Below are 18,136 nucleotides of genomic sequence, written 5' to 3' on the forward strand. Positions count from 1 at the left end.
GACGACATCGAGCTTCCCGAGTACATCGACGCGAGCTGATCAGGCGGCGGATACCTCAATCGTGGCGGTCGTCGTCCCGGTACATCGCGATCATGAAACTGATGTTGGCGATGAAGAACGCGCCGGCGCCCGCAGCTGCGATCCAGTCACGGGAGCGTATGGCCGACCATCCGAAGAGCACCGCCGACACGACGAACAGCCACCAGCCGAACCTCGTGAACCGTGTGTTCGCCATCGGTCGAGCTCGTGGTTTGATGCGTCGAGTCCGGCGTCAGCGACGGCCGGTCGACCCTCGGCCGGTGACGAGGTGCAACAGGAGCAGCAGCGCGATCGCTCCGAGCGCCGCGACGAAGATGCTGTAGATCGAGAACTCGTCGACTCCCCGGTTGTCGACCAGCGACATCAACCATCCACCGACCAGGGCTCCGAGCACGCCGACCACCATCGTGTAGATGCATCCGCTGCGGTCATCGCGCACGATCCAGCGCGCGAGCGACCCGGCGATCAGTCCCACGACGATCCAACCCAGAATTCCCATGGACGAGACAGTACCCGTGTCAACCGGGGTCTGACCCCAGTTGATACGGGTCGGCCGATCGCCTCGCTACCCTCGAAAAAGTGAACCGTTTGGCTGATGAATCCTCGCCGTATCTCCGACAGCACTGCGACAATCCGGTCGACTGGTACCCGTGGGGAGACGAGGCGTTCGCTGCAGCCCGTGAACGGAACGTACCGATTCTGCTCTCGATCGGGTACTCGTCGTGCCACTGGTGCCACGTCATGGCCCACGAGTGCTTCGAGGACGCCGAAGTCGCCGCAAAGATGAACGAGCTCTACGTCAGCGTGAAGGTCGACCGGGAGGAGCGACCCGACGTCGACCAGCTCTACATGGACGCGGTCCAGGCGCTGACCGGGCGCGGCGGGTGGCCGATGACCGTGTTCCTCACCCCCGACGCCAAGCCGTTCTACGGTGGGACCTACTTCCCCAAGGTCCAATTCCTCCAGCTCCTCGACGCCGTCGACGACGCCTACCGCAACAAACCCGACGACCTCGCGAAGAACATCAAGTCCCTGACCGATGCCGTCGCCACGACCGCCGATCTCGAGCCCGCCGACGAGATCCCGACCATCGACCAGCTGAACAACGCGGTACAGACGCTCGCCCGCGCATTCGATCGGGAGTGGGGTGGATTCGGCAAGGCACCCAAGTTCCCGTCGACCTTCCACGCCGAGTTGATCATGCGCGCCTACATGACCTCGGGTTCGGACACCGCTCGTACCGTGATCACCACGACGCTCGATGCGATGGCGGCGGGCGGGATCTACGACCACATCGGCGGCGGTTTCGCCCGCTACTCGACGGACCGCGAATGGCTGGTTCCGCACTTCGAGAAGATGCTGTACGACCAGGCGCTGCTCGCGCAGACGTACCTCCACGCGCTCGTCGTCCTGCGCCAACCGCAGTGGCGTCAGGTGGTGCAGGAAACCATCGAGTACGTCCTGAACACGCTCACGCACGAGGAGGGCGGCTTCTTCTCCGCCGAGGACGCCGACTCCCCCGATGCCGATGGCAACGGGGTCGAAGGACTGTTCCACACGTGGACTCCCGACGAAGTGCGCGCTGCGTTGCCGAGGGTGAAGCCGGAGATCATCGAACAGACGCTCGAGTGGTGGGGCATCACCGACGAGGGCAACTTCGAGACCCCGCTCGGGCCTCGCTCGATTCCCAACCGGATCGCACATCGAGATGCACTCGTTCGACCCGATGAGATCAGCTTCACCCGCCTCCGGATGGCCGAAGCCCGAGCGGAACGTCAGCGGCCCGCACTCGACGACAAGGTCGTCCTCGAGTGGAATGCTCTGTTCCTCTCGGCGCTCAGTCAGGCAGGGGCGGTGTTCAACCACCAGCCCTGGATCGACGCAGCGGTCAAGAACGCCGAGTTCCTGATCGACAACATGCGTGGCATGAACGGCCGCTGGTACCGGTCGTGGCACGCCGACGGCAATCCACCGGCCCGCCACGACGCGCTCGCCGCCGACCACGCTGCGCTCGTCGATGCGTTCACCCGCCTCGCCGAGGCGACCGGTGAGGCGCGCTGGATCGACGAGGCCTGCGCGACCGCCGACACGATGCTCGACTGGTTCTTCGATCCCAGCAACGGCGGCCTGTACACGAACGCCGAGGACGGCGAGCACCTGATCGCACGCCAGAAGGACATCGCCGACAACGCGGTTCCCTCGGCGAACTCGATGGGTGCGATGGCGCTCTACCGATTGGCTGCGCTCACCGGCGACCTGCGCTACGCGAACCACGCCGATCGCATCCTGCACCTGCTCGCCGGCCAACTGGACGACAAGGTCGGCCAGTTCTCCCACGCGATGCTCGCCACCGATCTCGCTCGACGGGGCACGACCGAGATCGTGATCGTCGGGGGCGAGGACGACGACGGCGTCGAGCACGACATGTCGAAGTTCGTGCGTCTTGCACACTCGATCTGGCGGCCCGATGCGGTTCTCGCGTGGGGTGAGCCGTACGACTCACCGCTGTGGGAAGGCCGAACCCCTGGTCGCGCGTACGTGTGCCGTGATCACACCTGTGCGGCACCATCGACCACGACCGACGAGTTCGTCCAGGCCCTGACCGGAGTCACGCAGGCGACTGCCAGCGACCCCGGTGAATGATCTGATCCGCCGATCGACGCCGTCGTGGCGCTGATCGACCGGGCTCGTCGCCGTCGACCCGAGGATGCCCGAGTGCGATCATCCCGATGACCTGTAGGTGATCGGGGACGTCGAGCTCGGCGCGCACGGCGTCCTCCCGCTGGAACACGCCGAAGAACAGCGCGCCGAGCCCACGATCCTCGGCGGCGAGCAGCACGGTCATCGCCGACATCGATGCATCGACGGTCCAGTACGGCGTGGGCCACGCCTCCACGCCCGCACCGAGTCCGGTCCGAGCCTTGTCGGGCTCGCTGTAGCGCTCGACGTAGGCGGTCGGGTCGGCAAACACGAGCATGAGCACGGGGGCGTCGAGCAGATGGGTCCAGCGGAACGTGGAGCGTTGCTCGGCGGGCAGCGCGATGTCCCAGTACCGCGAGACCTGATCGGCGCCTTCGAGGACCAGCGCATGCCAGCCCTGGGTCTTGCCGGCACTCGGCGCCCGGCTGGCGAGGTCGACGAGATCGTCGATGACCGCTGGATCGATCGGGTCGGCTGTGAACGCTCGGGTCATCCGCCGGTTGCGGACGACCTCGCGGAATTCGGTCAGTGGACCGGTCCCGTCAGCGCTTTCCGAGCTTGACGAGATCCTCGGCCATGGTCCATCCGTACACGACCATGGCTCCGCCCTTCTTGACGGGAATCTTGCTCATCGCGTCGACGAGGTCGGCATCGAGCTTCTCGGGCGACGCTGTCTCGAAGTCGAGGTAACCGTCCTGGGCAGCCGATGCCGCCGTGAACGCCTTGGCGTCGTAGGTCTTGTCGATCGAGAACCGCTTGGCGAGGCGACGGCCCCACGCACGTTCCTCGCCCACGGCGTCCTCGCCGGGCGACGGGGTGACTCCTTCGAGATCCTTGAAGGCCTCCCGAGCGTCGGCGTTGATGAAGCGGGACCCGACGACGACGTCCTCGTCCGGAAACGCCATCAGCGCCCGATGGTACGCCTCGTTCATCAACCCGCGCAGCACCTGGTCACGCTTGCTGGATCGCTTCACGCTCATCAGGCCGATCAGCACACACGGCGTGCCGCCGATCCGTTCGAGCGTGGAGAAGGTGAACCCGTGCAGTGCGTTGCCGAACCGGGCGGTGGTGATCAGCACCCAGTCCTCCTTCGCCTTGGACAGTTGGCCGGCGCTGAACGCCTCGTCCATCGAGGCCAGTTCTTCGAGGTCGGTGTCTTCAAGCGCCGACGCATCATTCGTCACTACATCGAGAGCCATCGGGACCATTCTACAGCAGCGGATGCCAGTGTCCGAATCTGCGACCACACCCATTGGGGCGACCGGGCGTCGCGACGAGGTCGAGATCGAGACCGGATCGACCGCTAGAGGAGGACGGCGTCGTGTCCGAACGCCATCCGCAGCTCGCCGACGACCCGATCGAGGTCCACTCGGAACTCGTCGGACAGCTTGAGCACCTTCTGCTGACCGATGTCGACCATCACGACCGAGTCGCCGGGGTGCTCCTTGACGATTCGTTTCAGCCGCTGGATCTTGAGCTCGTCGAGTGACGGTGCGGGGAGCCGCAACCGCAGCGGTGCGGCCGGGCCGTCGGAGAGCCCCTGCAGCACGTTGATCGTCTGACCGATCAGGCCGAATCGGGACTCGTCGCGCCGGTCGAGGCGACCCTTCACCGACACGATCAGGTCGTCTTCGAGTTTGTGGCCCTGTTCGGCGAGTGTGCGCGGGAAGATCGTGACCTCGATCGACGCGTCGAGGTCCTCGAGCACGAACACGGCCATCTGGTCGCCCTTCTTCGTGAACTTGCGGGCGAGGTTGGTGATCACCCCGCCCACCACGACGGGGGTGCCGTCCTCCATGTTGGGCAGGTCGATCAGACTGTGCTCGACCTTGCGTTTGAGCGCGCCCTCGACACCGAAGAGAGGATGATCGGACACGTAGAGCCCGAGCATCTCCTTCTCGTACCGGAGCTTGTCGGCCTTGTCGAACTCCAGGTTCTGCGGGATCGGGGTGCGTTCGTCGAATGCCTCGCCTGCGCCCGAGCCGCCCTCGCTGTCATCGCCGTCGTCGCCGCCCCAATCACCGAACAGGCTCATCACACCCTTCTCGGCCTCCCGTCGACGCTTCACGGTCGTGTCGATGATGTGCTCGAACACGGTGAGCAGCGCGCGACGGTCGTGGCCGAGCGAGTCGAATCCGCCACCCTTGATCAGCGACTCGATCGTGCGCTTGTTGAGGACGGCCTCGGGAACCCGCTCGACGAAGTCGTGGAAGGTCGCGAACTGGCCGTTCTCGGTGCGTTCGGCGAGCAACAGTTCGACGAGTCCCTCGCCGACGTTGCGGACCGCGGACAGACCGAACGTGATCGCCCCCGGACTCCCGACCGGCACCGTGACGCCCTCGGGGAGTTCGTCGGGAGACAGCGCGCCGAAGTTCATCAGCGACCGGTTCACGTCCGGCGGGAGGACCTTGATTCCCATCGACCGGCAGTCGGACAGGTAGGTCGCCGCCTTCTCGAGGTTGTTCTTGACGCTGGTGAGCAGCGAAGCGATGTACTCGACCGGGTGATGCGCCTTCATGTAGGCCGTCTGGTAGGTGATCAGCCCGTATCCGAACGTGTGGCTCTTGTTGAACGCGTAGTCGGCGAACTTCTCGATGATGTCGAACAGCATCGGGCCCATCTCGTCGCCGTAGCCCTGTTCGACGACGCCGTCCTCGAACGCCTGTCGGGCCTTGGCCATCACCTCGCGCGACTTCTTGCCCATCGCCTTGCGCAGGTTGTCCGCCTCGGCGAGCGAGTACCCGGCGAACTTCTGCGCAACGCGCATCACGCTCTCCTGGTAGATCATCAGGCCGTACGTGTCGCCGAGCACCTCGACGGCGTCCTCGTGGAAGTAGCTGACCTCCTGACGACCGTTCTTGCGGTCCGCGAAGTCGTAGTGCATGTTCACCGACATCGGTCCCGGCCGATAGAGCGCGAGCACGGCTGCGATGTCCTCGAACGTCGTCGGCTCCATCGCCTTGAGCAACTGGCGCATCGGCGGGGACTCGAGCTGGAAGATGCCGATCGTGTCGCCCCGCGACAGCAGCGCGAACGTCGCCGGGTCGTCGAGGCCGACCTGCTCGATGTCGAACTCGGGGTGACCCCGCTGGCGGATCATCGCCTCGGCGTCGGAGATCACGTCGAGGTTGCGCAGCCCGAGGAAGTCCATCTTCAACAAGCCGAGCGACTCGACGCCGTGCATCTCGAACTGGGTGACGACCGGAGCGTCCTCGGGGGCGACGCCCGACTCCGGCTTGCGCTGGATCGGGACGTAGTCGGTCACCGGGTCCTTGGTGATGACTACAGCAGCGGCGTGGATCCCGTCGGACCGCTTGAGTCCCTCGAGCCCCTTGGCGACATCGATGACCTTCTTGATGTCGGGGTCGGTGTCGTACATCGCTCGCAGGTCGTTGGCCGCCTTGTACCCGTCGAGGTACTTCGGATGCTGTTCGAAGCAGTACTTGAGCGGCGTGTCACGGCCCATCACGAGCGGCGGCATCGCCTTGGCGATCTTGTCGCCGACGCCGTACGGGTATCCGAGCACGCGCGCGGCGTCGCGGGCGGCGTTTCGTGCCTTGATCGAACCGAACGTGATGATCTGCGCGACATGATCACGGCCGTAGCGCTCCGCGGCGTAGCGGATCATGTCCTCCCGGTAGCGGGTCTCGAAGTCCATGTCGATGTCGGGCATCGACACGCGGCTCGGATTGAGGAATCGCTCGAACAGGAGGTCGTACTTGATCGGGTCGAGATCGGTGATCCAGAGGCAGTACGCGACCGCGCAGCCGGCTGCTGACCCACGGCCGGGACCGACGCGGATGCCGTTGTCGCGGGCGTACTTGATGAGATCCCATGTGATCAGGAAGTACGACGCGAAGCCCATGTCGCAGATCGTCTGCAACTCGTACGCGAGCCGTTCGACCGCTTCGGGCGGAACCTGCTCGCCCCACCGCTTCTCGGCACCCACCTGGGTGAGGTGACGCAGGTACGCCTCGTCGTCCTCGAATCCCTCCGGGAGCGGGAAGTTCGGCAGCAGCGGCTTGCCGAACTCGATCTCGACATCGGCCCGCTCCGCGATCCAGAGGCTGTTGTCGCACGCGGTGGGCACCTCGCGGAACAGGTACCGCATCTCGGCAGCGGACTTGAGGTAGTGGTCACTCCCCTCGAACTTGAACCGCTTCGGATCGGACATCAACGATCCGGTCTGCACACACAGCAACGCGTCGTGAGAGTCGTGATCGTGCTGGTGCGTGTAGTGGCTGTCGTTCGTGGCGAGCAGCGGTGCCTTGATCTTCTTCGCGATCTCGAGCAGCTTCGGGTTCGTCTCGCGCTGGGCGGGGATTCCGTGATCCTGGATCTCGATGAAGAAGTTGTCGCGTCCGAAGATGTCCTGGAGCCGCGCCGCTTTGTCGAGCGCTCCCCCTTCGTCGCCGTTCAGCAGCGACTGCAAGACGTGGCCGCCGAGGCACCCGCTCGTGGCGATCAGACCCTCGGAGTACTTCTCGAGCAACTCCCAGTCCATCCGGGGCTTGTAGTAGTAGCCCTCCATGAAGGCGAGCGACGACAGTTGGATGAGGTTCTTGTAGCCGGTGTTGTTCTCCGCCAGCAGGATCAGGTGGTAGTAGAGCTTGTTCCCGGATTGGGTCTCACCACCCGAGTCGTCGACGCGGCCGCGACGCGACGGACGCTCCGAGCGATGGTCGTGGGCCATGTACGCCTCGGTGCCGATGATCGGCTTGATGCCCTGCTTGTTGCACTCGTTGTAGAAGTCCAACGTGCCGTACATGTTGCCGTGATCGGTCATCCCGATCGCCGGCTGGCCGTCCTCCACCGCCTTGGCCACCATCTCGTCGAGGCGCGACGCCCCGTCGAGCATCGAGAACTCGGTGTGCACGTGGAGATGGGTGAAGGAGTCGGCCATGGGAGTGGTTCAAATTACCCGCGTGTGACTCGCGGTGCCAGCGCGACTCAGAGATAGGTCCCCGTCTGCGGGGTCTGCGGAGCGCCACCGGCGCCCGGACCGTGGACGCCGGAGCCCGTCTGGCCGGGGAGCTGTTTCATCTGCTGCTGGGCGGCGAACTGCTGCGCCATGATGCTCGCCTGGATCCCGTGGAAGAGCCCCTCGAGCCACCCGACGAGTTGCGCCTTCGCGACCCGCAGCTCGGCTCCGCTCGGGACCTCGTCGTGATCGAATGGCAACGAGAGCGCACGGAGTTCTTCGTTGAGGTCCGGCGAGAGGGCATCGGACAACTCGACCACCGAACGCTCGTACACCTCCGCGAGTCGTTCCCGTGACGCCTCGTCGAGGTCGGCATTGCGGACCTCCTCGAGGAGCTGCTTGATCATCGACCCGATCCGCATCACCTTCGCCGGCTCGGTCACCGCGTCCCCCTGCGTGTCGGCGTCGTCGGCATCATCGCTCTCCTCGGTACCAGGAGCCGTCTCGGAGACGACGCTCGGCGTGGTCGATGGCGGGGCGTCGACGACTTCGGGACGGACCGGACTGTCAGACATGGGTCGAGTCTCGCGCGTCAACCGACGAACGTGCCAAGGAGTGGCACATTGACTTCGGCCGACGTCAGCGATCCGTGTCGGCAGACCAGTTCGAACGGACCCGAATCGGCTGCCTCGAAGAAGCTCACCGGCTCGTGGGCACACAGCGCCACGTCACCGAGGCGGCGCTGGATCGGCGGCGCGATCGTCGGACCGAACCATGACTCGTCGAGCATCTGCTCCTTCGTGACGACCCATGCGAGCGATCCGACTTCGGCTTCGGCCGCGTCGACGAGACCGGCGATGTTCTCGTGGGCGCAGTGCAACCAGCGGAAGCGGCCCTCGCCCGACTGCAACGTGACCGGGCCGAGCAACTCGGCGGACGGATGCACGACGCGGTCACCGACGTCGACCTGACCGTGGTCGGCGGTGACCAGCACGGCGGTTCCGGCCGGCACCGCGGCGACCACGTCGGCGACCAGCGCATCGGCGAAGCGGAGTTCGGCGTCGTAGAAGTCGCCGAAGCCACGCTCATGGGCGATCTTGTCGATCCCGTTGTAGTAGCAGTACACGAACCGCTCCCCCGCGCGCACCTGTGCGCCGGCTTCGACGGCGATGCTCGACGGCGCCCGCCAACCCACCGGCTCGCAACCGCGCAGATGGGCTTCGCTGAACGCCGAGTTCTGCAGCTCGCCCTGGGCCACCACGGGCACCCGATGTCCGAGGAAGGGTTCGAACGGTTGGACCGATGACGGCGGTTGCGATCGCCGGACCTGCTGATCGCCCACGGCCCAACGCAGCACGTTCATCACCTCGCCGCCGAGCACCATGCGATAGCCGACCAGGCCGTGTTCGCCCGGGGTCAGCCCGGTGGTGATCGAACTCAGCGCCGTTGCAGTGGTCGTCGGCGCGACCGTCTGGATCGCGCGGCCCTGCATCGCCATCAGCGTCGGTGCGAGCGACGCGTGGCTCTGCAGTTGATCCCAGCCGAGTCCGTCGAGGACGACGAGGACGACCGCATCGGCGACACGCACCGCATCGGGCATCCAGGCGGGAACCGTGTCGGCCCACGAGGACGGGCCCAGAATCGCGGGGACGATTCCCCGAACGTTGGGGCCGGAGTAGTCCGGAACGATCGGATTCCCGGCAGGTCGGCTCACTTCGAGCAGTCTACGGACTCGGGGGACCCGTGGCCTACAGTGCAGGCGTGCGCATCTCCACCCGCGGCGACTACGCCTGTCGTGCCCTGCTGTCGCTGGCACTGCGCAACGACGAAGGACCGACGTCGGTGCGTGACATCGCGGAGCGGACCGGATTGCCCCAGCCGTACCTCGAGCAGATCCTGTTGGCGCTGAAGGGCGCCGGTCTCGTCCGCTCGAAGCGCGGTGTCGGTGGCGGCTACATCCTCAATCGTCCGCCCGAGGAGATCCGGTTGGCCGACATCGTGTCCGCTGTCGACGGCCCGATCACGCTCGGCGATTTCGGACAACCGCACCAGGACGGCGCGTGCGACCACGAGGGCCAGTGCGTACTGCTCGCCATCTGGGACCAGGCCGGAGCGCACATGCGCGAGCACCTCAACGGATACACGCTCGCCACCATCGCCGACATCAGCCGCGGCGAAGCCCCCTGGCCGGCCCTCGTCCGCCACGACCACCCCTGATCCACCCCTGATCGTCGACGCCTCAGGGAACACGGGGCCAGGCGAGCAGAAATTTCGGGACATCGTGACGGCAGGCGTCACGATCCGTCGAAATTTCGGCCACGTCGAGGCGAGGTTGAGCCGGATCGCGAGGGCCGTCGACGGGTCAGGGTTCGGCTCTGTCGAGCCAGGCCTGGAGATCGGCGGCCAGGGGGCTGTGGAATGTGACGCGTTCGCCGGTGCCGGGATGATCGAACTGCAGTTGGGCGGCGTGGAGAAACGGGCGTTCGAGACCGAGTGTCGGCCGGCGTTGGCCATACGTCGGGTCACCGAGGAGCGGGTGGTTGATCGACGACAGGTGCACCCTGATCTGATGGGTCCGTCCCGTCTCGAGTCGACATTCGAGTCGCGACACGGTCGCGGGCGTCGAGTAGGACCCCACCACGCGGTAGTCGGTGCGCGACGGACGCCCATCGGCGACGACCGCCATCCGCAACGGGTCGCTGCGGCTGCGTCCGAGCGGTGCATCGATGATCCCGTGCGGAGCCTCGGGCACGCCCCAGACCATGGCGTCGTAGACGCGGGTCGCGCTGTGGTCTGCGAACTGGGAGATCAACACGTCGGCCGCGTGTGGGGTTCGGGCGACGACGAGCAGACCGGAACTCCCGGAATCGAGTCGGTGGACGATTCCGGGTCGCATCCGATCGCCGACGGGCTCGATGTCCGGAAAGCGTGCGAGGAGTCCGTTGGCGAGCGTCCCGGTCATGTTCCCGGCTCCGGGGTGGACGACGAGACCGGGCGGCTTGTCGACGACGATCACCTGATCATCCTCGTGGACCACGCCGAACTCGACCGCCGCATCGGGACCCGGGAACTCGGTCACCGGAAACTTCGCCGGATCGACGCTGACCATCTGACCGGCGATCAGGCGGACCTTGCCCGATGTCGCAGGCTCGCCGTCGACGGTGACCCCGTCGGCCGCGATGGTGCGCGCCGCATCGGACCGGCTCAGATCGCCGATCAACGCGACGATCCGATCGAGGCGCTGCCCGTCGAGGGCGGCGGGAACTTCCTCGGTGATCACGACGCGCCCAGCTTCGCACGTCGCGAGGTGAGCAGAGCGTTGAGGATCAACGCGGCTGCACCGACGTTGATGGCGATGTCCGCCACGTTGAAGATCGGGAACCACTGGAAGTCGATGAAGTCGACGACCGACCCCCGGAGCCACGCGTCACCGCGGAACACCCGATCGATCAGGTTTCCGGCGGCTCCGCCGATCACACAGCCGATCCCGAAGGTGTTGAGTGGGCCACCCGACGTGCGCAGCGACACGAGCAGCCAGACGATGACGATCGTGGCGACCACGGCGATGATGGGGCCGAGCCCCTGACCGCGGCTGAACGCCATGCCGCTGTTGAACGCGAGGTTGAACTGCAGCGTCCAGATGACCTCGATCACGCGGCCGTCCGACAGGCGGTTGACCGCCCAATGCTTGGTCAGCTGATCGAGGACGACCACACCGATGGCGAGCAGGACCGGGCCACGCCACGCACTCGCCGATCGACTCGGGGTCGAACTCTCCGGCAGACTCGAGGCCTCGTCGTCGCGGGACGGCTCGGGCCTATCGTCGTCCGGCGCCACTGACCTTCTCGGCCGCCAGCACGGTGGTCTCCGGCAGCGCTTCGAGTCGCTCCCGCGGAATCGGCAGACCCGACACCTCGGAGTAACCATAAGTGCCGACCTTGATCCGTTCGAGCGCCTCGTCGATCTCTTCGACGGTCTGTCGCGCCTGGCTGGACAGCAGTCGGTCGAGGTCGCGCTGAACGACCATCGTGTCGCCCTCGCCGCCCTCGTCATCGAACTGGACGTCGCCCATCTCCCCATCCTCGATGAGGCTCTCGGCTTCGTCCTCGAGTCGGGTCGCGCGCTTCAGTTCTCCGGCCTTGCGGGCCTCGAGTTCCTCGCGCTGCGCCTTCAGGAACTTGACATCGAAATCCTTCGTATAGGAAATGCCGTCCTTCGAGGTCCCGCGCGGCGGGGGGATCTCGTACACGGACGGCACCTCGTTCGACAACAGTGGGGATTGACCCGACGTCGACTTCTTGGCGGACATCTTTGGTGTGGCTCGTTTCGGTGAGGGGCGTTTCGGGGTGGAACCAGCCGAACGAGATGTGGTGCTCGTGGCCGGCTTCTTCGACGGAGTCTTCGAGGCCGTCGTCTCTCTCGCGGGCGACTTCTTGGCCGGAGCCTTCTGCGCTGCCGGCTTCTTCGCTGCCGGCTTCTTCGCAGCAGGCTTCTTCGCCGGCGTCTTCTTGGCCGGCGTCTTCTTGGCCGGCGTTTTCTTCGCCGCTGTCTTCTTGGCCGGCGTCTTCTTGGCCGGAGCCTTCTTCGCGGCCGGCTTGCGTGCCGGTGCAGCCGTGGTGGCGGCAGCCTTCTTCGCCGTGGTCTTCTTCGCCGCGGCCTTCTTGGCCGGAGCCTTCTTCTTCGCCGTGGTCTTCTTCACGGGTGTCTTCGTGGCGGATGCCTTCTTCGCCGCAGCCTTCTTGCTCGACGCGGTCTTCTTCGCTGCGGCCATGAGGTCCCCATCTGGTTCGGCGGTGTGAGCGCCGGACTCTACCGCCTCAGTCGGCGCGGACCACAGCGATCTGAGGGTCGCTCTCCCCATCGGCACGCTCCACGACCTCGACGGTCGTCGCGAGCGTCTCGGACGAGACCAGATCGTGATGTGCGCGCAGCGCGTCGGTGATGTCGTCCCCCGCGGTCACGGTCAGCACGATCCGGTCGGACACATCGAGGCCGGCGTCGCGACGCGCCTGTTGGATCGACCGGATCAGATCTCGCGCCCGACCCTCGATCTCGAGATCCTCGGTGACGTGCGTGTCGAGCGCGACGACTCCCTCGTGCGACCCGAGCCCGACGCTCGCCTGGTCGTCGGAAGCGACCTGCTCGATCGTGTACTCACCGTCCTCGAGCACGAATCCACCGACCGTGACGACTCCCGCCACGACGGTCCAGTCACCGGCCTTGTGCGCTCTGATGACGTTCTGGACGTCCTTGCCGAGACGGGGGCCGAGTCGAGCCGGGACGAGCTTGAGTTGTTCGATTGCGACCGCGGCGACATCGGTCGTCAATACGACCGAGCGGACGTTGACCTCGTCGGCGATCAGATCGGTGAATGCAGCAAGCCGATCCGCATCGGGGGACGCGACGGTCAGCGATTGCAGCGGCAGGCGGACGCGGCGCTGGTGGGCCTTGCGCACCGAGAGCGTCGACGAGCAGACGTCACGGGCGAGGTCCATCGACGCGACGAGTTCTTCATCGGCGGGCAGTTCGTCGACGGTCGGCCATTCGGCGAGGTGCACACTCGACGAGTCGTCGCCACGCAGACCGTCCTGGATCGCCTCGGAGATCAACGGCAACAGCGGCGCCGACAGGCGGGTGAACACGGACAGCACGGTGTGCATCGTGTCGATCGCCTCGTGATCGCCCTGCCAGAAGCGCGAGCGGCTTCGGCGGACGTACCAGTTGGTCAACACGTCCAGATAGTTCCGCACGTGTTGGCACGCACCGAACAGGTCGTACTCATCCATCGACGAGGTGACATCGCCGACGAGATCACGGGTCTTCGCGAGCACGTAGCGGTCGAGGACATTCGTCGAGTCGGTGCGCACCGTCCCCGTGTGGCCGCCCGCATTCGCGTAGAGCGTGAGGAAGTACCACGAGTTCCAGAGCGGCAGCAGGATCTGGCGCACGGTCTCGCGCATTCCTGCCTCGGTGACCATCCCATCGCCGCCACGCAGAATCGTGGACGACAGGAGATGCCAACGCATCGCGTCGGCGCCGTGGCTGTCGAACATCACCAGCGGGTCCGGGTAGTTGTCGAGCGACTTCGACATCTTCTGGCCATCGTCACCGAGCACGATTCCGTGCGAGACACACGACGAGAAGGCCGGGCGGTCGAACAGCGCCGTCGCGAGGACGTGAAGCGTGTAGAACCAGCCGCGGGTCTGGCCGATGTACTCGACGATGAAGTCACCCGGATAGTGATTCTCGAACCACTCCGTGTTCTCGAACGGATAGTGCACCTGGGCGAAGGGCATCGATCCCGACTCGAACCAGCAGTCGAGCACCTCGGGGACGCGACGCATCATCGAGCGACCCGACGGGTCGTCCGGGTTCGGCCGAACGAGATCGTCGATCGTCGGACGGTGCAGGTCGTCGAGCTTCTCGCCGTCCAAACAGTCGGCGAAGTCGGCCTCGAGTTGTTCCAGCGAGCCGTACACGTCGAGGCGCGGGAACTCGGGATTGTCCGACTTCCACACCGGGATCGGTGAGCCCCAGAATCGGTTGCGGCTGATCGCCCAGTCACGAGCGTTGCCGATCCACTTCCCGAAGCTGCCGTCCTTGACGTGCGCCGGCTGCCACGTGATCTGCTCGTTCAGTTCGACCATGCGGTCCCGGAATCTCGTGACCTCGACGAACCACGACGACACCGCCCGGTAGACGAGCGGTTGCGCACAGCGCCAGCAGTGCGGGTACGAGTGGTCGTAGGTCGCATGGCGCAGGACGACCCCACGCTCCTTGAGCGTGCGAATCACGTCGGGGTTCGCGTCGAACACGTGCACGCCGACCCAATCGGCGACCTCCGCGGTGTACTGGCCGTGCTCGTCCATCGGGCAGACCGTCGGGATGCCCACCGAGTTGCACACGTTCTGGTCGTCCTCACCGAAACCCGGTGCGAGGTGCACGATGCCCGTGCCGTCCTCGACCGTCACGAAATCGGCGGCGATGATCTGGAATGCGTTCGGCGTGTCGGAGAAGTAGTCGAACAGCGGGGTGTAGGTCCGGCCGACGAGTTCGCTGCCCTTCATCGTCGAGACGACGGTGCCGCCACCGAGTTCGGCCTCGTAGTGGGCGCGCAGGTCCTCGGCGATGATGTAGCGGACTCCGTCGAGTTCGACGACGGCGTAGTCGAGCTCGGGACCGACGGCGAGCGCGAGGTTCGACGGAAGGGTCCACGGCGTGGTCGTCCAGGCGAGAACCTTCTCTCCGGTGTCGAGCGTGAACCCGACCGTCAGTGCCGGATCCTGGCGGTCCCGGTAGGTGTCGTCCATCCGGGTCTCGGTGTTCGACAGCGGCGTCTCACACCGCCAGCAGTAGGCGAGGACGCGGTATCCCTCATAGATCAGGCCCTTGTCGTGCAGCGTCTTGAACGCCCACATCACACTTTCCATGTAGGAGAGGTCGAGCGTCTTGTAGTCGTTGTCGAAGTCGACCCAGCGCGCCTGACGGGTGACGTAGTCACGCCACTCGTCGGTGTACTGCAGCACGCTGTTCCGGCACGACTCGTTGAAGCGGTCGATCCCGAATTCGGTGATCTCGGGGTGTCCGGAGATTCCGAGCTCCTGCTCCGCCTTGACCTCGGCGGGGAGGCCGTGGCAATCCCACCCGAAGCGACGCTCGACGCGCTGGCCGCGCATCGTCTGATAGCGCGGGATCGCGTCCTTGACGTACCCGGTCAACAGGTGGCCGTAGTGCGGGAGCCCGTTGGCGAAGGGCGGTCCGTCGTAGAAGACGAACTCATTGTCGCCGTTCGGACCCGCATCGCGCTGGTCGATCGACGCCTGGAATGTGCCGTCACGCTCCCAGCGATCGAGAATCGTCCGCTCGAGTGCTGGGAAATCGGGTTGCGGGTCGACGTCGGGATAGGACACGGACGAGAGGCTATCGACGCCTCCCGTCGGGAATCACGTGAGTTGCGACCCCTCGTCGGGTTCGTCATCGGCGATGTCGGTCTGGATCACGAGACCGACCGTGTCGTCTCCACCTTCGCCACCATTCGAGCCGTCACCCTGACGAGCGAAGTCGAGCTGCTCGGCCCCCTCGTCGATCCCCGTGGGGGTGTCGTCGTGAGACGCCGACAGCAGTGGCGGACGGACCTCACCGAGGCCACCGGGGACCCGTTCGGTCAGCTCGAGCAGCGTGGTGGCCGCTTCACGCAGACGTGAGCGTTCCTCGGTCAGATGCTGTTCGAGATGTTCGACGTCGGATTCGAGGAAGTCGCGTCGGGCGCGCAGCGAGTCGACCTCGGTCTTCACCGTGACCCGTTCGGACTCGCCGGCGCGGCGCGCTTCTTCGCGCGCTTCGTCCAGCATCCGAGCGGACGTCTCACGCGTCGTCTCGAGCGTCTTGGCCGCCTCCGCGGTCGCCTCGCGTTCGACGCGTTCGGCTGCAGCCTTGGCCTCGGCCATCGTGGTGTCGGCGGTGCGCTGGGCGAGCAGCAACGTGCGGCTGATCGTTTCGGACTCGTCGACCGAGGCGGTCACCCCTTCGGTGGCGGGGGCGGAACCGTCGGGTTCGCTGGTCGGGACCGGAGTGGATGCCCCGCTCTCGGTCATCTCCTGAAGACGAGCGACGGCAGCGCGGGCACGAGCCTCCATGGCCGTGGACTGGTTCTGAGCTCGTTCGAGCTCGACCGCGACCTCGTCGAGAAAGGTGCGGACCTCGTCGGGGTCGAGCCCGCGCTTCGCGGACTTGAACTCGGCGTTGCGCACTTGGTGCGGGCTGATCTCCATGTGATTCTCCCTGTACTCGGTGCTCTGGTCAGTCGCCGTATTCGTCGTAGCCGCGAGCGCGGGCTGGCGGCGGCTTGAGGAGGTAGACGCCGGTCGCGACCTTCTCCATCGTGCCGTCGAGCGCGTAGCAGATGCCGCTTCCGAAGTCGATGAGTCGGCGGGCGACGTCTCGCTCGGTTCCCTCGAGATTCATGATCACCGGGGTTCCACTCTTGAACGCGTCGGCAACCTCTTGCGCCTGATCGAAACGGCGGGGACGAACGGTGTGTGGCTCCATGGCCCCTCCTGGAACGCTTCTGAGTTGTGGCTGAACACCTGACGTGTCGTCGGCGGGCAGACGGTCCTGGGGGTTCTGGTCGCTCACGCGGCCGTTCGATCCCGATGAGCCGTGGCCCTGAGCTTGGTTCTGCGGCGGACGGCGAGATGCCGCGGACGCGTCGAAGTCGCGCGACGGGAAGCTGGGACGCGGCGCAACGGTGCGAACCGTCGGTTCCGGTTCCGGCTCCCAACCTCCACGAGCATTGCGACCCTGCTGAGGCTCGGGCTCACGCGGCGCACGCTGATGCCGGGCAGGGGGTTCCTGCCCGTAATCGTCGTCGTAATCGTCGTACGCATCGTCGGGACCAAGACCCAGGTAGTCCATGGTCTTCTTCCAGAGTGACATCTTTCCTCCTGAGCGCCGGAGGTTAGCCCGGCGCATCCCCTTCGTGGTGGACATCGGGACCAGATCCGGTTCCCGGCCGCGGTCCGAACAGAGCGCTTCCGACGCGCACATTCGTCGACCCGCACGCGACAGCAACGTCCAGGTCAGCGGTCATGCCCATCGAACACACGCTCAGCGCCATCTCGTCGACCAATGCCCGCACCGCCCGGAAGCCCGGTTCGGCTGCAGCGGCGGGTCGATCCGTCGGCCCGATCGTCAGCAGGCCGACGACCGAGAGACCTCGATCGACGCACCGTTCGACGAGTGCCTCGACCTCGGCCGGGGCGCAACCGCCCTTGTTCTCCTCGGCGGTCGAGTTCACCTGGATCAACACCTCGGCTCCGGGATCCCGTTTCGCGATCTCCGCTGCGATCGATGCCCGATCCACCGTGCACCAGCGATCGACCAGGCCGACGAGCCGGCGCACCTTGTTCGACTGGAGGTGGCCGATGAAGTCCACACGCGGTCGTCGGTCGAGCGCCTCGAGGCTCGACTGCTTCGAGAGCAGGTCCTGCGCGTAGTTCTCCCCGATCGATGCGCACCCCGCCGTGGCTGCCGCTGCGATCACGGTGGGTGCGAATGCCTTGGTGACCGCTGTGATCTCGACCTCGTGGTCCCAGGGGCGATCGACCGCGTCGATCCGGCGTCGGAGACCGACGAGCGACTCGGCGACCTCGGGTGCTGTTCGGTGACCGGTCATCCGATGACCGCCACCGTCGCCTGACGACCGGCGTCCTGGCGCACGCGGTGCGAGAACCAGCGATCGTCGCAACCGGTGCACGGGCCGACCGCATCGAGAGCCACGGCGTGATGTCGTAGCCCCGCCCTGACGGCTCCCGGTACGTCGAGCGCCAGATCTCCGTTCCGCGTCACCCCGATGACGTCGCCTGCTGTCCCGTGAACGCCGTCGGCGACCTCGTCGAGATCGTCGCGTCCGAACGCGTAGCAGCAGGGACCGATCGACGGGCCGAGGACTGCGCCGACCACTCGTCCGCCCGAACG

At 66.0% G+C, this 18,136-nt stretch carries 17 protein-coding genes and 1 pseudogene; 2 read left to right on the plus strand and 16 right to left on the minus strand.

Going from position 1 to position 18,136, the window contains the following annotated elements; translation table 11 throughout:
* Positions 1-55: 55 nt before the first annotated feature.
* Together WBV89_RS22220 and WBV89_RS22225 are read right to left on the minus strand one after the other, a co-directional pair.
* Positions 56-235 carry a hypothetical protein gene (locus WBV89_RS22220; RefSeq protein WP_423983513.1) on the minus strand — a complete coding sequence of 60 codons (180 nt, stop codon included), beginning with the start codon at positions 233-235 and terminating at the stop codon, positions 56-58.
* Positions 236-271: 36 nt separating this feature from the next.
* Positions 272-538, minus strand: a complete 267-nt coding sequence (locus WBV89_RS22225; protein WP_423983514.1) for a GlsB/YeaQ/YmgE family stress response membrane protein — start codon at positions 536-538, stop codon at positions 272-274.
* 80 nt (positions 539-618) lie between these two features.
* Here WBV89_RS22225 and WBV89_RS22230 point away from each other — a divergent pair, with 80 nt between their 5' ends.
* Entirely contained in the window at positions 619-2,682 is a 2,064-nt protein-coding gene (locus tag WBV89_RS22230) for a thioredoxin domain-containing protein (RefSeq protein ID WP_423983515.1), read from the plus strand.
* On the opposite strand, the gene WBV89_RS22235 is transcribed toward WBV89_RS22230, so the two are convergent.
* From WBV89_RS22235 to WBV89_RS22255, 5 genes are all read right to left on the minus strand, one after another.
* Positions 2,648-3,307: a nitroreductase family protein gene (locus WBV89_RS22235; protein ID WP_423983528.1), complete on the minus strand. Its 660-nt coding sequence runs from the start codon at positions 3,305-3,307 to the stop codon at positions 2,648-2,650. The two genes, WBV89_RS22230 and WBV89_RS22235, sit on opposite strands and share 35 nt — an antisense overlap.
* A complete protein-coding gene (locus tag WBV89_RS22240) occupies positions 3,282-3,938 on the minus strand; it encodes a hypothetical protein (RefSeq protein WP_423983516.1) in 657 nt (218 codons plus the stop codon). Before WBV89_RS22240 ends, WBV89_RS22235 begins: the two co-directional genes overlap by 26 nt.
* Before the next feature lie 104 nt (positions 3,939-4,042).
* On the minus strand, positions 4,043-7,642 hold the full coding sequence (dnaE, locus tag WBV89_RS22245; protein WP_423983517.1) for a DNA polymerase III subunit alpha: 3,600 nt from the start codon (positions 7,640-7,642) through the stop codon (positions 4,043-4,045).
* A 47-nt stretch (positions 7,643-7,689) separates the two neighbouring features.
* The gene (locus WBV89_RS22250) at positions 7,690-8,235 is read right to left on the minus strand and encodes a proteasome activator (protein ID WP_423983518.1); all 546 of its coding nucleotides are present in this window, start codon (positions 8,233-8,235) and stop codon (positions 7,690-7,692) included.
* A gap of 17 nt (positions 8,236-8,252) precedes the next feature.
* The gene (locus tag WBV89_RS22255; protein ID WP_423983519.1) at positions 8,253-9,374 is read right to left on the minus strand and encodes an alkaline phosphatase family protein; all 1,122 of its coding nucleotides are present in this window, start codon (positions 9,372-9,374) and stop codon (positions 8,253-8,255) included.
* A gap of 47 nt (positions 9,375-9,421) precedes the next feature.
* Between WBV89_RS22255 and WBV89_RS22260 the strand changes: the two genes are divergently transcribed.
* On the plus strand, positions 9,422-9,877 hold the full coding sequence (locus WBV89_RS22260; protein WP_423983520.1) for an RrF2 family transcriptional regulator: 456 nt from the start codon (positions 9,422-9,424) through the stop codon (positions 9,875-9,877).
* Between the two features lie 145 nt (positions 9,878-10,022).
* On the opposite strand, the gene WBV89_RS22265 is transcribed toward WBV89_RS22260, so the two are convergent.
* The 9 genes and pseudogenes from WBV89_RS22265 to WBV89_RS22305 all read right to left on the minus strand — a co-directional run.
* Positions 10,023-10,940 carry an RluA family pseudouridine synthase gene (locus WBV89_RS22265; RefSeq protein ID WP_423983521.1) on the minus strand — a complete coding sequence of 306 codons (918 nt, stop codon included), beginning with the start codon at positions 10,938-10,940 and terminating at the stop codon, positions 10,023-10,025.
* On the minus strand, positions 10,937-11,497 hold the full coding sequence (gene lspA, locus WBV89_RS22270; RefSeq protein ID WP_423983522.1) for a signal peptidase II: 561 nt from the start codon (positions 11,495-11,497) through the stop codon (positions 10,937-10,939). Before lspA ends, WBV89_RS22265 begins: the two co-directional genes overlap by 4 nt.
* Entirely contained in the window at positions 11,478-11,969 is a 492-nt protein-coding gene (locus WBV89_RS22275; protein WP_423983529.1) for a TraR/DksA family transcriptional regulator, read from the minus strand. The genes lspA and WBV89_RS22275 overlap by 20 nt, the downstream gene beginning before the upstream one ends.
* Positions 11,970-12,014: 45 nt before the next feature.
* Positions 12,015-12,521, minus strand: a pseudogene (locus WBV89_RS22280) (histone H1-like repetitive region-containing protein); the annotation flags it as partial.
* Positions 12,478-15,570, minus strand: a complete 3,093-nt coding sequence (ileS, locus tag WBV89_RS22285) for an isoleucine--tRNA ligase (protein ID WP_423983523.1) — start codon at positions 15,568-15,570, stop codon at positions 12,478-12,480. The gene ileS and the pseudogene WBV89_RS22280, both read right to left, overlap by 44 nt.
* Before the next feature lie 33 nt (positions 15,571-15,603).
* Positions 15,604-16,431, minus strand: coding sequence for a DivIVA domain-containing protein (locus WBV89_RS22290; RefSeq protein ID WP_423983524.1), 828 nt, complete (start codon positions 16,429-16,431; stop codon positions 15,604-15,606).
* A gap of 28 nt (positions 16,432-16,459) precedes the next feature.
* Complete coding sequence (locus tag WBV89_RS22295) at positions 16,460-16,708, minus strand: cell division protein SepF (RefSeq protein ID WP_423983525.1); 249 nt, start codon at positions 16,706-16,708, stop codon at positions 16,460-16,462.
* A gap of 409 nt (positions 16,709-17,117) precedes the next feature.
* Positions 17,118-17,834: a YggS family pyridoxal phosphate-dependent enzyme gene (locus WBV89_RS22300; protein WP_423983526.1), complete on the minus strand. Its 717-nt coding sequence runs from the start codon at positions 17,832-17,834 to the stop codon at positions 17,118-17,120.
* On the minus strand, positions 17,831-18,136 hold a 306-nt coding region (locus tag WBV89_RS22305), incomplete at its 5' end, for a laccase domain-containing protein (protein ID WP_423983527.1). The genes WBV89_RS22300 and WBV89_RS22305, both read right to left, overlap by 4 nt.

The sequence above is a fragment of the Ilumatobacter sp. genome, from assembly GCF_049588435.1.
Classification (GTDB): Bacteria; Actinomycetota; Acidimicrobiia; order Acidimicrobiales; family Ilumatobacteraceae; genus Ilumatobacter_A.

What these genes read in the sequence shown, in the direction of transcription:
- dnaE (WP_423983517.1), bottom strand. Translation starts at nt 7,642, where the DNA reads ATGGCCGACTCCTTCACCCATCTCCACGTGCACACCGAGTTCTCGATG.
- WBV89_RS22220 (WP_423983513.1), bottom strand. Translation starts at nt 235, where the DNA reads ATGGCGAACACACGGTTCACGAGGTTCGGCTGGTGGCTGTTCGTCGTG.
- WBV89_RS22275 (WP_423983529.1), bottom strand. Translation starts at nt 11,969, where the DNA reads ATGTCCGCCAAGAAGTCGACGTCGGGTCAATCCCCACTGTTGTCGAAC.
- WBV89_RS22225 (WP_423983514.1), bottom strand. Translation starts at nt 538, where the DNA reads ATGGGAATTCTGGGTTGGATCGTCGTGGGACTGATCGCCGGGTCGCTC.
- WBV89_RS22250 (WP_423983518.1), bottom strand. Translation starts at nt 8,235, where the DNA reads ATGTCTGACAGTCCGGTCCGTCCCGAAGTCGTCGACGCCCCGCCATCG.
- WBV89_RS22290 (WP_423983524.1), bottom strand. Translation starts at nt 16,431, where the DNA reads ATGGAGATCAGCCCGCACCAAGTGCGCAACGCCGAGTTCAAGTCCGCG.
- WBV89_RS22300 (WP_423983526.1), bottom strand. Translation starts at nt 17,834, where the DNA reads ATGACCGGTCACCGAACAGCACCCGAGGTCGCCGAGTCGCTCGTCGGT.
- WBV89_RS22295 (WP_423983525.1), bottom strand. Translation starts at nt 16,708, where the DNA reads ATGGAGCCACACACCGTTCGTCCCCGCCGTTTCGATCAGGCGCAAGAG.
- WBV89_RS22240 (WP_423983516.1), bottom strand. Translation starts at nt 3,938, where the DNA reads ATGGCTCTCGATGTAGTGACGAATGATGCGTCGGCGCTTGAAGACACC.